Here is a 14,049-nt window from a genome sequence, read left to right as displayed (position 1 = left end):
CAGTAGTGGACCGACCCAGGAGGTGAGACCGATTCCCCGCCAGACCAGGCAGGCGCTCCCGGCTCACGCCCGTACGGTCCACCCGATGCAGGTGACCGCCCGACGCAAGTGACCCGGGAAGCGCCCTCGGCGCCCCGAAAGGCTCACATGTCGTCCGCTCCGATGCCGTCCCACCCGTCACCTCTCTCCTCCCCGTCACCTCTCTCCTCGCCCCTTGCGGCACCCGCTTCCGCACCCCTCTCCCGCTCCGCCGTCGTCACCACGCTGCGCGCCGCCGGCTGCGTCTTCGCCGAGGACGAGGCGGAGCTGCTCCTCGCCACCGCCCGTACGGCCGACGAACTCGCCGCCATGGTGGAGCGGCGCACCCTCGGCCTGCCCCTGGAACACGTCGTCGGCTGGGCGGAGTTCTGCGGGCGGCGGATCACCGTCGATCCCGGGGTGTTCGTACCGCGCCGCCGCACCGAGTTCCTCGTGGGCCAGGCCGTCGGCCTCGGTCTCCGGACCGCCGAGCGCACCGGGCGGCTCCCGGTCGTCGTCGACCTGTGCTGCGGTTCCGGCGCGGTGGGCGCCGTGCTGGCCGCCGCCCTGGGCCGGGTCGAGCTGTACGCCGCCGACATCGAGCCCGCCGCGGTGCGCTGCGCCCGCGGCAACATCGCCGCCGCCGGCGGCGCGGTCCACGAGGGCGACCTCTTCGACGCGCTGCCCGCGGACCTCCGCGGCCGTATCGACATCCTGGTGGCCAACGTTCCCTACGTACCGACCGAAGAGGTCGGGTTGCTGCCGCCCGAGGCCCGCGAGCACGAGCCACTGGTCGCGCTCGACGGCGGCGCGGACGGACTCGACGTCCTGCGGCGGGTGACCGCGGCCGCCCCCCGGTGGCTGGCACCGGGGGGCCATCTGCTGGTCGAGACGAGCGAACGGCAGGCATCGCGGGCCGTCGACGCCTTTACCCGCAACGGGCTGCTCCCCCGGGTGGCCGACTCCGACGAGCTCTACGCCACGGTCGTCATAGGGACCCGGCCGGCCGGCGCGGGAGGCGCAGTAAAAACGTCGTGACGGGGGTGGCAGCGGTGCCGTCGTGACGGGGGGTGGCAGCGGAGGCCTCGTCACGACGGCGGCAGCAAAACCGTGGTGCCAAGGGGGCTGTCCTCAGGCGAACTTGGCGCCGGCCACCGGCCCGGTCAGGTGCCGACGTACGCCGCGAGGTGCTCGCCGGTGAGGGTGGAGCGGGCGGCGACGAGGTCGGCGGGAGTGCCCTCGAAGACGATCCGGCCGCCGTCGTGGCCCGCGCCGGGGCCGAGGTCGATGATCCAGTCGGCGTGCGCCATGACCGCCTGGTGGTGCTCGACGACGATGACCGACTTGCCGGAGTCGACGAGCCGGTCGAGCAGACCGAGCAGCTGCTCGACGTCGGCGAGGTGAAGGCCGGCGGTCGGCTCGTCGAGGACGTAGACGCCGCCCTTCTCGGCCATGTGCGTGGCCAGCTTGAGCCGCTGCCGCTCGCCGCCGGACAGCGTCGTGAGCGGCTGGCCGAGGCTGAGGTAGCCGAGCCCGACGTCGGCGAGCCGGCCGAGGATCTTGTGCGCGGCCGGCGTGCGCGCCTCGCCGGCGCCGAAGAACTCCTCCGCCTCGGCCACCGACATCGCGAGCACCTCGCTGATGTCGCGGCCACCGAGGTGGTGGTCGAGAACCGCTGCCTGGAACCGCTTCCCCTCGCACTCCTCGCAGGTGGTGGCCACGCCGGCCATCATCGCCAGGTCGGTGTAGACGACGCCGGCGCCGTTGCAAGTGGGGCAGGCGCCCGCGGAGTTGGCGCTGAACAGGGCCGGTTTCACGCCGTTGGCCTTCGCGAAGGCCTTGCGGACCGGGTCGAGCAGTCCGGTGTACGTCGCCGGGTTGCTCCGCCGCGAGCCGCGGATCGCGCCCTGGCCGACCGACACCACCTCCGCGCCGGCGGAACCGTTGACCAGCGACCCGTGCACGAGCGAGCTCTTGCCGGAGCCGGCGACACCGGTGACGACGGCCAGCACCCCGAGCGGGATGTCGACGTCGACGTCCCGCAGGTTGTGCGTCGTCGCCCCGCGGATCTCCAGCGTGCCGGTGGGCTTGCGCACCGCCTCCTTGAGGGCGGCCCGGTCGCCGAAATGGCGTCCGGTGATGGTGCCGCCGGCCCGCAGCCCCTCGACGGTGCCCTCGAAACAGACGGTGCCGCCCGCCGTGCCGGCACCGGGGCCGAGGTCGACGACGTGGTCGGCGATCGCGATCGTCTCCGGCTTGTGCTCCACGACGAGCACCGTGTTGCCCTTGTCGCGCAGCCGCAGCAGCAGGTCGTTCATCCGCTGGATGTCATGGGGGTGCAGGCCCGTGGTGGGCTCGTCGAAGACATAGGTGGTGTCGGTGAGCGAGGAGCCGAGGTGGCGGATCATCTTGACGCGCTGCGCCTCGCCGCCCGACAGCGTGCCCGACGGCCGGTCGAGCGAGAGGTAGCCCAGCCCGATCTCCACGAACGAGTCGAGCGTCGCCCCCAGCGTCGTCAGCAGCGGCGCCACCGACGGCTCGTCGAGTCCGCCGACCCATCCGGCCAGGTCGCTGATCTGCATCGCGCACGCATCGGCGATGTTGATCTCGCCGATCCGCGACGACCGGGCCCCCTCACTGAGCCGGGTGCCGCCGCACTCGGGGCACGCGGTGAACGTCACCGCCCGCTCCACGAACGCCCGGATGTGCGGCTGCATCGCCTCCCGGTCCTTGGACAGCATCGACTTCTGCAGCTTCGGGATCAGACCCTCGTACGTCAGGTTGATGTTGTCGACCTTGATCTTGGTCGGCTCCTTGTGGAGCAAGTTGTGCAGCTCGGCCTTGGTGTACTTACGGATCGGCTTGTCCGGGTCGAGGAACCCGGAGCCGCTGAAGATGCGGCCGTACCAGCCGTCGACGCTGTAGCCGGGGATCGTGATCGCGCCCTCGTTGATCGACTTGGAGTCGTCGAAGAGCTGGGTGAGGTCGATATCGGAGACCGTGCCCCGGCCTTCGCAGCGCGGACACATGCCGCCGGTGCGGTGGAAGGTCTGTTTCACGGTCTTGCCGGCACCGCGTTCGATCGTGAGGGCACCGCTCGCCCGGACCGAGGGGACGTTGAAGGCGAACGCGTTGGGCGAGCCGATGTGCGGCTGCCCGAGTCGGCTGAAGAGGATGCGCAGCATCGCGTTGGCGTCGGTGGCCGTGCCGACCGTGGAGCGGGCGTCGGCGCCCATCCGCTGCTGGTCGACGATGATCGCGGTCGTCAGCCCTTCGAGTACGTCGACCTCGGGCCGCGCCAGTGTCGGCATGAAGCCCTGTACGAAGGCGCTGTAGGTCTCATTGATCAGCCGCTGCGACTCCGCGGCGATCGTGCCGAACACCAGAGAGCTCTTGCCCGAGCCGGAGACGCCGGTGAACACCGTCAGCCGGCGCTTCGGGAGCTCGACGCTGACGTCCTTGAGGTTGTTCACGCGCGCGCCGTGCACGCGGATCACATCGTGGCTGTCGGCATCGTGCAGCGCGGGCGACTGCGTGCCCGTCCTCGTGGCCGTGCTCATCGTGTCTCCCTCTGTTGGGCGGGCCGCCTGCGCGGTCTCCGTAGGCGTCGCCTGGCCCGGTCCGACCGGCTTCGAGCGATATCGAGGACCTCAGCTACGCCCTCGGTCATGGACACATCGCGGGTGTGGCCCGTCCCCGGCCGAACGGCCCGGGTGGCGGCCAGGTTCTCCCCCGGCCTCCGGCCGTGAGGTGCGCCCCGCCGCTCCGGCTGTCCGTCGGCGTGGCCATCTGCAGTGCCTCGCCGTCCCGGCCGAAGGATAGCGGCACCCGGTACGGCGCCCCGGCCGCCGAGGCACCGGCCCCCCGGGCGCCGGTGTCGCGGCCGAACCGGTGCCCGGTGTCGCGACAACACCGGGCACGGGGGCGGGGGGGGCGACGCCGGGCGCGGGAGCGGCGAGCGGCACTCATCGGTCCTGGAGCAGCCCGAGAACGTTGCCGTCGGGGTCGGTGAAGGTGGCCACCAGGCGGCCGCCACCGACGTCGTGCGCGGGCTCCTTCACCGTGGCACCCGCTGCGGTGACCTCGTCCAGCTTCGCCTCGATGTCCGGCACGTGCCAGTAGGCCACCGGCGAGGTCATGCCCTGCGGTCCGCCGCCCGGCACCAGCCCGATGTGCTGGCCCGCGGCCTCGAAGCCGACGTAGTAGGACTCGTCGGCCTGCGGCGCTACGCCGAGCAGGGCGGCGTACACCTCCTTGGCCGCCGCGAGGTCGGACACGGGATGCAGCACGGTCTTGATTCCCTGGGTCGATGCGCTGGTCATGGTCACTCCTGAGTCTTGGATCCGGTGGGGACCGTCCGGCTTACGGTCGAACGGGAAATCCGGAGAAACCGGCAGCCCGATCGCCCCGGAGGTGAAGGGTGAAGTCCACGGCAGTCACGCTAGCCGCGGCTTTGTGACCCGCGCTTCTCGAATCCTGACCGGTCCGGGCACCCGTTCCGCGACGCACCTGTTTTCGCGACGCACGACGGATCCCCGCCGCCGGGCGCGCCGCGTGGCGCTCCGGCTCCGGGGCACCGTCCAAGTTCCTCATCACCGACCTCGGATGCTGTGGGAAACTGACCGCGTGAGACGGCAGGAGCTCGACGACCTCGTCCGGCTGCGGCGGGCCCGCGACCGGATGGACCGCGACTACGCGGAGCCGCTCGACGTCCCGGCGCTGGCGCGTGGCGCCCTGATGTCGCCGGGCCATTTCTCCCGCAGCTTCCGCGCCGCTTTCGGCGAGACGCCGTACAGCTACCTGATGACCCGCCGCATCGAGCGGGCCAAAGCGCTGCTGCGGCGCGGCGATCTCACGGTGACCGAGGTCTGCTTCGCGGTCGGCTGTACGTCCCTGGGGTCGTTCAGCTCGCGCTTCAGCGAGCTGGTCGGCGAGAGCCCGAGCAGCTATCGGGCCCGGAGCCATGACCATGGCGCCGCCATCCCGGCATGCATGGCCAAGATCCACACACGGCCGGTCAGGAACGCAGAAGCGAGCACCGCGCCTCGGCCGTAGCGTGAACGGCATGGACATCAGGCTTTCCCAATGCTTCATCGCCGTCGACGACCACGACAAGGCGATCGCCTTCTACCGCGACGTACTCGGCCTTGAGGTACGCAACGACGTCGGATTCGAGGGGATGCGCTGGGTGACCGTCGGGGCGCCCTCGCAGCCGGACGTGAGCATCGTCCTGGAACCGCCGCTCGCCGACCCGAACGCCTCACCGGACGACCGACAGGCCATGGCGGAGCTGATGGCCAAGGGCCTGCTGCGCGGCGTCATCTTCGCGACGGACGACTGCGACGCCACCTTCGAGCGCATCAGCGCCGCGGGCGGCGAGGTGCTGCAGGAGCCGATGGACCAGTTCTACGGCGTCCGCGACTGCGCGTTCCGCGACCCCGCCGGCAACCTGCTGCGCTTCAACCAGCCCCTCGGCAAGTGAGCCGTTGGCCCCGGGCCCGGCTCAGGGGCCCGGGGCTCCGGACCGCGTCGCCCGGACGAACCCGGCGAACCGGCCGGTCCACTCCGGACCGGCCGGTTCGCCGCTCGTGAACGGCACCGGAATGTGGCCGGTCAGCGTCAGAGGGGGCACCCCCAGCGGCGTTGTCGTCGGTTGCCGACGACACCGCTTCGACGCCCTCCTCCGCCTTGCCACTGCACCCATCAGACCCCGCTCACCTGCCCTGATAAGGCGCCGTTGCCTGCAGTCGGCCGGATCCGCCGGACAGCACACCTGGCTAGTCCGTGGCGGCGGGTTCCGGCAGAACGCCCGGACCCGTACCGGGGGCGGCCGGCTGTCGTGCCTCGTGCCTGCCCAGCGCCGCGAGGGTCAGGGTCACGGTGACCGATCCGGCCGCCAGCACCGTCATCGCCGTGGCCGGGGAGGTCAGTTGGGCCATCGTGCCCGCCAGGGCCGCGCTGACACCCTGCAGGGTGGACATACCGACGAAGTGCAGGCCGAGTGCCTGGCCCGCGAGGTCGTCGGGAGTGCGGGACATCAGGCGTTCCTGCAGGACCAGGCCCGCGCCGAAGCCGACGGAGGCCACGGCGGTGGCCACGGCCGACAGTGCCACTCCCGGCCGTAGGACGAAGACCAGGTAGGGCGTCGCCAGCAGCAGGCGCAGCGGGACCGCGAGACGGGGGCGCCACGCGGGCGGTACCAGGCGGCCCACCGTCACGTCGCCCACGAACATGCCCAGCGCCCCGCACGCGAACAGCGTCCCGGCCGCCCCGGGGGCGTAGGAGACGAAGAGCGAATCGCAGCCGACCACCAGGCCGTTGGGGATCCACAGGCCCAGGTACGTCAGGCGGCGGGGGCGCGAGGACCACAGGAGGGCGTTGGTGCGCCAGGTCGCCGAGACGGACGGGCGGCCGGCGGAGCGCGGCGGGCGGGCCGTGAGGCCCAGGCGGCTGCCGAGGGCCGACATCACGTACAGCGCCGCCGCCAGGAGCAGGCACGCCCTCGGGGTCAGGAGCGCCAGCAGCGCGCCGCCCGTCGCGAAACCGGCCACCTGCATCAGGCCCCAGAGCATGTTGAACACGGAACGGCCCAGGACATAGCCGTCCTTCGACAGGATGTCGTTCAACAGTCCCGCGCGCACTCCCCCGCCCAGGGACGCGATCAGGCCCTGCGCCAGTACGACGGCGAAGACCGCCCCGACCGGCAGGCCGGGCAGCGCCAGTACCGCCGTACCGGCCGCGAAGGCGAGGCCGAGGCCGGAAAGGACCGCGCGTGGGGGCAGACGGTCGGCGCCCGAGAGCAGGAACGTGGCTCCCAGCAACTGCGCCAGCTGCGGGCCGAACATGCTCACCGCCGACAGGAGCGGGGAGCCGGTGGCCCGGAAGACCAGCGTGCCGAGGGCCAGGCCGCCGATCGTCTGGGCCGCGGCGTAGGCGGAGAAGGAGAGCAGGAACGGGGTGAACTCCGGGGTGCGGAACAGGGTCGATAGCTGCGCATGCGTCGGAGTCTCGGAGCGGCCCGGGGGCCGTGGTTACTGTTTCGCCGACACGCGAAAGTTCGTACGCATGGGCTTATGGCGGATCGACACCGACACCCTCGCCCGCAGCCGCTTCGTGCTCTCGCCGTTCGCCGAGACCTTCGCGAGCCTCAAACTGCTGCACACGGGGACCGGCGCCCATCCGGGCGAGGAGGCCTGGCTGCGCGCACACCTGCCCGGCTACCGCGCGCGCCTCGCGGCCGACCCGGTGACCGCGCTGCTCGTGCGGGCGGCACTCGGCACGTCCTGGATCGCCGACTTCTTCTGGAGGGACGGGAACGGTACGCCGTCGTCCACCCGTGTCTCGGGGTGCTCGCCGAGGACCACGACCGGCGGCCCGTCCCGGCCGGGCTCGGGGCGCTCATCGGGACCGCGCGGGCCGGATTGCTGGTGCTGCTCGGGGCTCCCCTGAGTACGACCCAGCTGGTCGCCGTGACCGGGCAGGGGCTGGGGTCGGTGGGGCGGCATCTGCGGGTGCTGCTGGATGCGGGGCTGGTGGAGCGGCGGAGGGCGGGGCGATCGGTGCTGTACGTGCGGACGGCGGCCGGGGCGGTGCTCGTGGAGGCGTCGGGGGCCGGTACCGGTGACCGGGAGCCGGACCCGGGGCTCCACCAGCCGGGTCCGACCGGCGAAAGGCGCAGGCCGGTACGTCCGACGATGACGGTGGATCCTTCGTGCTCGGTCACTCCCGGGGACTCGGTCCCAGTGGCCCGCCCCACTCGACCGGACCACTCCCGCTAGCATCTTGCTTGCAATAGTTAGCACTACGAGGCACCATCGTTGTATGGCATCACTCAACGTCGGCAATCTCGGCGAGTTCCTGCGGGAGCAGCGGCGCACGGCGCAGCTGAGCCTGCGGCAGCTCGCGGATGCCGCCGGGGTGTCCAACCCGTACCTCAGTCAGATCGAGCGCGGCTTGCGCAAGCCGAGCGCGGAGATCCTGCAGCAGCTCGCCAAGGCGCTGCGGATATCCGCCGAGACGCTGTACGTCCAGGCCGGGATTCTGGACGAACGGCACGGTCTGGACGGGGTCGAGGTGCAGACCGCGATACTCACCGACCCGGCGCTGAACGAGAGGCAGAAGCAGGTTCTGCTGCAGATCTACGAGTCCTTCCGCAAGGAGAACGGGCTCGGGAGCGGCGGCAAGGTCGCCGCTGCGAGCGGACCTGAGAACGGGCGCGGCACGGACTCCCTTGAGACAGAGGCCGACGGCGGCCCGCACGCCACCTGAGCAACCGACTTCGTTTCCAGGAGGAATAACGTCATGGCCATCAATACCGATGACCTCCGCAAGGCCCTGACCGACGCGACCCCGCTGTACGCCCTGGCCGGCACCGTCGACCTGGCCGCCGAGAAGCTCGGCGAGGTGCCGCAGTTCGTCGAGAAGATCCGGGTCCAGGCGCCCAAGCGCTTCGAGTCCGTCCGCAGCACCGACCCCAAGGACGTCCAGGCACTGGTCACCAAGCAGGCCAAGGACGCCAAGGAGAAGCTGACCGAGCTGCTGGGCTCGCTCGACGGCGACATCAAGAAGGTCCGTGACCAGGCGCAGGAGCTGGCGCTGCAGGGCGTGGGCCGCGCGGCCGAGGCCGTCGTCCGGACCCGTGAGGGCTACGAGGAGCTGGCCGAGCGCGGTCGCGGCGCGGTGGCGACCTGGCGCGGCGAGGCCGCCGACCAGGTCGAGGACCTCGCGGTGGCGATCGAGCCGGAGCCGAAGCAGGCGGGCAAGAGCGGCACGAGCCCGAAGCCCCAGGCGGCGAACGGCGCCAAGGCCGAGACCAAGGCCACCCCCTCGACGCAGCCCAAGCCGGCCGCGACGAAGAAGCCCGTCGCGCAGCGCAAGCCGGCCCCGACGCCGGCGAAGAAGAGCACCCCGCCGTCCGCCAAGTGACAGCGCAGGGATCACGCGGCGAGGGTGCGTGAGTTCGCTCACCTTTCGCCGGGGGTCCCGTTTCACGGGCCGGGCCGGGCACACTTCGGGTGCCCGGCCCGTTGTCCGGGTACGGTGGGGCCGCACGGGCGGCAGACGGCCGCCGCGGACCGAGACGACACGACTGGCGAACGGGCGGTGTAAGGCGTGCTGATTTACGGGTTCCAGAGCATTCTGAGCTGGGTGCAGCTCGCCCTGGGTGTCTATGCCGCCGTGATGCTGATCGATGCGGCCGTGCGCCGCGAGGACGCCTATCGCGCCGCGAGCAAGCAGACCAAGGGCATGTGGCTGATCTTCCTCACCCTCGCCACGGCGCTGCTGTTCATTCTCCCGATCATGTCGTTCCTGCCGATCATCGGCGTGATCGCGGTGATCGTCTACACCGTCGACGTCCGCCCGGCACTCCGGGAGGCCTCCGGCGGTGGCCGCGGCCCCCGGCGCGGGGGTTCCAGCTCGGACGGGCCGTACGGGCCCTACAACGGCGGGCGCTGAGCGGGACGGGACGGCCTGGCCCGGCATGGACCCGGGCCGACTCGGCCACCGGCCCTCACCGCCGCTCCAGCAGCGGCAGCGCTCTCCTCACCGCCGCTTCAGCAGCGGTCGCCCTACCGCCGGTCCAGCAGCAGTACGGCCACGTCGTCCGTCAGCTCGCCGCCGTTCAGATCGCGCACTTCCCTGACCGAGGCGTCCAGCAGCTCCTCGCCCGTGAGGCCGGCGGCCATCTGCCGGCTGACCAGTTCGGTCATGCCTTCCTGGCCGAGGCGCTGATTCCCCTCGCCGATCCGGCCCTCGATCAGGCCGTCGGTGTACATCATCAGGCTCCACGAGCCGCCCAGTTCCACCTGCCGGCGCGGCCAGCGGGCGTGCGGCAGCAGGCCGAGCGCCGGGCCGCCGAATTCGTACGGCAGCAGCTGCGGGCCCTCGCCGGCCTGGGCCAGCAGTGGTGCCGGGTGGCCGGCCAGGCACAGACCGGCGCGGCGGCCGTCCGCGGAGATGTCGACGGTGCACAGCGTCGCGAAGATCTCGTCGTCCGCGCGCTCGTGCTCCAGCACCTTCTGCAGGGTGGCCAGCAGCTCGTCGCCGGAGAGCCCGGCGAAGGTCAGCGCGCGCCAGGCGATGCGCAATTCGACGCCGAGGGCGGCCTCGTCGGGGCCGTGGCCGCAGACGTCGCCGATCATCGCGTGGACGGTGCCGTCCGGGGTGCGGACGGTGTCGTAGAAGTCGCCGCCGAGCAGCGCGCGGCTGCGGCCGGGGCGGTAGCAGGCGGCGAACCGCAGATTGGAGCCGTCGAGCAGGGGCGTCGGCAGCAGGCCGCGCTCCAGGCGGGCATTCTCCTGGGCGAGCATCCGCGACTCGGTGAGCTGGCGCTGCGCGAGGTCGGCGCGTTTGCGCTCGACGGCGTAGCGGACCGCGCGACTGAGCACCGCGCCGTCCAGCTCGTCGCGGAAGAGGTAGTCCTGGGCGCCGACGCGTACGGCATCGGCGGCGCGCTGGGCGTCCGTCTCGTAGGTGAGGACGAGGACGGCGTGCGAGGTGGCCATTCGCAGGACGTCGCGCAGCATGCCCAGTTCGTCATCGGGGGTGTCGCCGTGGCCCGGACCGCGTTCCGTGCGGTCGCCGGGCTGCCGCGGCGGCAGGTCGAGCAGGATGCAGTGCACATCGTCGGTGAGCAGCCGCTCGGCCTCGGTGAGGTTGCGGGCGGTGCGCAGGCGCACCTTCCGGCCCGCCCAGTCCCACATGTCGGGGACATGACTGTTGGGATCCTCGCCGATGAGCAGCAGGGTCAGGCCCTGATGGACCGGGCCCTGGTCGGCCGAAACTCGCCGCTCGGCCGACTGCTGCTCGGGCTTCTGGGAGCCCTGCGATACCGAGTGGACCGGCTGCCGGTCCACGCCGGTGGCCGGGGCGCTCACGCCCTGGGCCGTCGCGTCCCCCGCGCCCGGCGCGCCGGCGACCCGCGCGGCATCCGCGCAGGCGTCGTCCACCGGTCCTGCCTGGTGCGGCAGCACGACCGTCCGCTGGTGCGGTACGGGTACGGGCATTGGTCTGCTTCCTTCCCTCCCCCCGAGGGGTGCGGCGGGGCGCCGACGGCGCGCCACCGTGCCCGGCTCCCCACCGCTCGTCGGTCAATGAAGCGGCGGCGCACACCGGGCACTGACAGGCGACCATAGCGTCAGTACGGAGTGGGATGGAATGCCCGACGGCAATCGGCCATCGTCATATGCCGCACCCGATAAGCCATTTGACCTGGGGAAGGTGGAATGCGGAATGACGAACATCACCCCGCTTGAGTGCATTCCGCTACACGACGGCAACACTCAGATAGCAAACAATCCGGTCATTTATCGTGCGTGTGATCCGCGCCATGGCGTCAGCCGTCGCCGTCGGGGCGGACGACGCCGAGGATCGGCATCGAGCCGGCGCCGGTGATGGTGACCTGCCGGCCGGGCCGCGGCGCATGCACAATCGCGCCGTTACCCAGATACATCCCGACATGACTGGCATCGGAGAAGTAAATGATCAGATCGCCCGGCCGCATGTCCTTGAGCGCGACCCGGGGCAGCTGACGCCACTGCTCCTGCGAGGTCCGCGGAATGGTCCGACCGCCGGCCTGCCACGCCCGCAGGGTCAGCCCGGAGCAGTCGAAGGTGTCCGGCCCTTCCGCACCCCACACATAATCCTTGCCGATCTGTGCGGTGGCGTACGAAATCGCCTTCTTTCCGACGGCCGATGCTTTGTTGCTGATGTCTTTCAGTACGCCCGAGTCCAGCCACTTCTGCTGCTGCTTGAAGGCCAGCTCGTCCTCCAGCTTCTTCAGCCGGTCCTTTTCCTTGGCGGCCAGCCGGGATTCCAGCTTCTTCGCCTCGTCGATCTTTTTCTTGATGTCCCGCTGGGCGCTCTCCTTCTTCTTGCGGTTCGCCTCCAGCTTCTCCCAGCGGTCCGTGGCGAAATCCGAATAGTCCTCCAAGTCGCCCTTGAGGTGCGACAGTTGGCTGATCATTCGCTTGGCTGCCAGCTGCCCCTTGCGCGCCAGGGTGGCATTGTCCAGAAAGCCCTCCGGGTCGACGTTGAGCACCAGCTTCGCCTCGGCGGGCAGCCCGCCGCCGCGGTACTGGGCGCTGGCCAGCGCGCCCGCCTGCCGTTTGAGGGCGGATACCCGGTGCTGGGTCGTGTCGATACTGCGCGCCAGTTTGACGATCTCCTTCTGCTGGAGCTCGACCTGTTCCTTCGCGGCGTTGTAGGCGTCGGTGGCCTGCTCGGCCTTGCGGTAAAGGGCGTCGATCTTTTTGCGTACGCCGTCCAGGCGCCGGGCGTCGGCGTCCGCGGCCGCACCGGCGACCCCTCCCGGGTCCGCGGACGGGTTCTTCCGGGCTTCGGCGTAGGCGGCCGTCGCCGTACTGCCGAGCAGCCCCATCGCGCACAGGACGACAGCGGTGCACGCTGCGAGACGCCCGCCCCGCACACCCCACACGCCCCGTCCGCCCCGCCCGTCCCTTATGTCACGAACGCCCTGCCGTGCCCCCTGGCTCCCCACCAGCCACCTCCGGTCGTTCCGCACCGATTCGCGTGTTCCTACAGGCGCGGATGCTGCCATACCGGCCGGTAATTCAACAGGGCGACGGGCCGTTTCGCACGAGCTGGCGAGCGCTTCTCCCCCGCACCCATCCGATGGCCGAGGTTCACCGTGCGTTCACTCTCCTCCTTCGGCCGCTTCACCTGATCTGCCTAATTTCAGCCGTACCGAGTGCGCGTCACGCCCACGGCGCAAGCGCGACACGGCTAGCTGGCATCGCATACCGCGTAGCCCTCATCACCCTCACCATTCGCACGCCGACAAAGCGGCGCGCCCCAGGAAGGAACTTTCGACAGTGAAGCTTCAGCGCAAGAACCGGGTTCGCGCCCTCGCCGTTGGCGCTCTCGCCGTCTCGGGTGCCCTGGCCCTGACGGCGTGCGGCTCCGACGACACCTCCGGTGCGGGCGGCGGTGCCGCCGCCAAGCCGTCGAACATCAAGTGCGACGGCAAGGGCAAGCTGCTCGCGTCCGGCTCGTCCGCGCAGAAGAACGCCATGGACGTCTGGGTGCAGAACTACTCGGGCGCCTGCAAGGGCACCGAGATCAACTACCAGCCGACGGGCTCCGGCGCGGGTGTCACCACCTTCCTGCAGGGCCAGACCGCCTTCGCGGGCTCCGACTCGCCCCTCAAGCCCGACGAGGTCGCGAAGTCGAAGCAGGTCTGCAAGGGCGGCCAGGCGATCGACCTGCCGATGGTCGGCGGCCCGATCGCGGTCGGCTACAACGTCCCCGGCGTGGACAACCTCGTGCTGGACGCCCCGACCCTGGCGAAGATCTTCGACGCGAAGATCACCAAGTGGAACGACGCCGCGATCAAGAAGCTGAACCCGGACGCGAAGCTCCCGGACCTCAAGATCCAGGCGTTCCACCGCTCCGACGACTCGGGCACCACCGACAACTTCACCAAGTACCTCAAGGGCGCGGCCCCCGGTGACTGGAAGCACGAGCCGGCGAAGAAGTGGGAAGGCACCGGCGGCCAGGCGGCCTCCGGCTCGGCCGGCGTCTCCTCGCAGGTCAAGCAGACCAGCGGCGCCATCTCCTACTTCGAGCTGTCGTACGCCACGGCCAGCAAGATCCCCACGGTCAAGCTGAACACCGGCGCCAAGACCCCGGTCGACGCCACCGTGGACAACGCCTCCAAGGCGATCTCCGAGGCCGAGCAGGTCGGCAAGGGCAACGACCTGGCCCTGAAGCTCAACTACACCACCAAGGCCGAGGGTGCCTACCCGATCACCCTGGTGACCAACGAGATCGCCTGCGACAAGGGCAACAAGCCCGAGACGCTGGCCGCCACCAAGTCCTTCCTGACCTACATCGCCAGCAAGGACGGCCAGAGCGCGCTCAAGCAGCTCGGCTACGCCCCGCTGCCCACCGAGATCGCCGACAAGGTCCGCAAGACCGTCGCGACGCTCTCCTGACCCACCGGGCGGCGGCCCGTAGACCGCCGTTTGGCCAAAGGGGCCCCTTCACCAGGGCCCCTTTCGGGCCGTCGCC

At 71.0% G+C, this 14,049-nt stretch carries 12 protein-coding genes and 1 pseudogene; 8 read left to right on the top strand and 5 right to left on the bottom strand.

What is annotated here, in order from left to right; genetic code table 11:
* The first annotated feature begins 162 nt into the window (after nt 1–162).
* The gene (locus ACWGI6_RS33935; protein WP_453271078.1) at nt 163–1,056 is read left to right on the top strand and encodes a putative protein N(5)-glutamine methyltransferase; all 894 of its coding nucleotides are present in this window, start codon (nt 163–165) and stop codon (nt 1,054–1,056) included.
* A gap of 125 nt (nt 1,057–1,181) precedes the next feature.
* On the opposite strand, the gene ACWGI6_RS33930 is transcribed toward ACWGI6_RS33935, so the two are convergent.
* Together ACWGI6_RS33930 and ACWGI6_RS33925 are read right to left on the bottom strand one after the other, a co-directional pair.
* The gene (locus ACWGI6_RS33930; protein WP_453271059.1) at nt 1,182–3,578 is read right to left on the bottom strand and encodes an ATP-binding cassette domain-containing protein; all 2,397 of its coding nucleotides are present in this window, start codon (nt 3,576–3,578) and stop codon (nt 1,182–1,184) included.
* Nucleotides 3,579–3,983: 405 nt separating this feature from the next.
* Entirely contained in the window at nt 3,984–4,340 is a 357-nt protein-coding gene (locus ACWGI6_RS33925) for a VOC family protein (protein WP_453271058.1), read from the bottom strand.
* Nucleotides 4,341–4,623: 283 nt separating this feature from the next.
* Between ACWGI6_RS33925 and ACWGI6_RS33920 the strand changes: the two genes are divergently transcribed.
* Together ACWGI6_RS33920 and ACWGI6_RS33915 are read left to right on the top strand one after the other, a co-directional pair.
* On the top strand, nt 4,624–5,073 hold the full coding sequence (locus ACWGI6_RS33920) for a helix-turn-helix transcriptional regulator (protein WP_453271057.1): 450 nt from the start codon (nt 4,624–4,626) through the stop codon (nt 5,071–5,073).
* Nucleotides 5,074–5,083: 10 nt separating this feature from the next.
* Nucleotides 5,084–5,500, top strand: coding sequence for a VOC family protein (locus ACWGI6_RS33915; protein WP_453271056.1), 417 nt, complete (start codon nt 5,084–5,086; stop codon nt 5,498–5,500).
* Between the two features lie 295 nt (nt 5,501–5,795).
* Here the strand turns inward: ACWGI6_RS33915 and ACWGI6_RS33910 are convergent, their stop codons facing one another.
* Nucleotides 5,796–6,863, bottom strand: coding sequence for an MFS transporter (locus tag ACWGI6_RS33910; protein WP_453271077.1), 1,068 nt, complete (start codon nt 6,861–6,863; stop codon nt 5,796–5,798).
* A gap of 220 nt (nt 6,864–7,083) precedes the next feature.
* Here ACWGI6_RS33910 and ACWGI6_RS33905 point away from each other — a divergent pair.
* From ACWGI6_RS33905 to ACWGI6_RS33890, 4 genes and pseudogenes are all read left to right on the top strand, one after another.
* A pseudogene (locus ACWGI6_RS33905) lies at nt 7,084–7,640 on the top strand (helix-turn-helix domain-containing protein); the annotation flags it as partial.
* A gap of 199 nt (nt 7,641–7,839) precedes the next feature.
* Nucleotides 7,840–8,286, top strand: coding sequence for a helix-turn-helix domain-containing protein (locus tag ACWGI6_RS33900; RefSeq protein ID WP_393907700.1), 447 nt, complete (start codon nt 7,840–7,842; stop codon nt 8,284–8,286).
* A gap of 33 nt (nt 8,287–8,319) precedes the next feature.
* Complete coding sequence (locus ACWGI6_RS33895) at nt 8,320–8,943, top strand: hypothetical protein (protein ID WP_453271055.1); 624 nt, start codon at nt 8,320–8,322, stop codon at nt 8,941–8,943.
* A gap of 186 nt (nt 8,944–9,129) precedes the next feature.
* Nucleotides 9,130–9,474, top strand: a complete 345-nt coding sequence (locus ACWGI6_RS33890; RefSeq protein WP_453271054.1) for a DUF2516 family protein — start codon at nt 9,130–9,132, stop codon at nt 9,472–9,474.
* 113 nt (nt 9,475–9,587) lie between these two features.
* Here the strand turns inward: ACWGI6_RS33890 and ACWGI6_RS33885 are convergent, their stop codons facing one another.
* Together ACWGI6_RS33885 and ACWGI6_RS33880 are read right to left on the bottom strand one after the other, a co-directional pair.
* Entirely contained in the window at nt 9,588–11,024 is a 1,437-nt protein-coding gene (locus tag ACWGI6_RS33885; protein ID WP_453271053.1) for a PP2C family protein-serine/threonine phosphatase, read from the bottom strand.
* Nucleotides 11,025–11,353: 329 nt separating this feature from the next.
* Nucleotides 11,354–12,397, bottom strand: a complete 1,044-nt coding sequence (locus ACWGI6_RS33880; protein WP_453271076.1) for an NlpC/P60 family protein — start codon at nt 12,395–12,397, stop codon at nt 11,354–11,356.
* 454 nt (nt 12,398–12,851) lie between these two features.
* On the opposite strand from ACWGI6_RS33880, the gene pstS reads away from it, so the two are divergent.
* Nucleotides 12,852–13,973, top strand: a complete 1,122-nt coding sequence (gene pstS, locus ACWGI6_RS33875) for a phosphate ABC transporter substrate-binding protein PstS (protein ID WP_453271052.1) — start codon at nt 12,852–12,854, stop codon at nt 13,971–13,973.
* The last annotated feature ends 76 nt before the right edge of the window (nt 13,974–14,049 follow it).

This window comes from Streptomyces sp. NPDC054786 (assembly GCF_053611685.1).
Note: the sequence above shows the minus strand (reverse complement) of the source record. Positions and strands in the feature narration are given on the sequence as shown.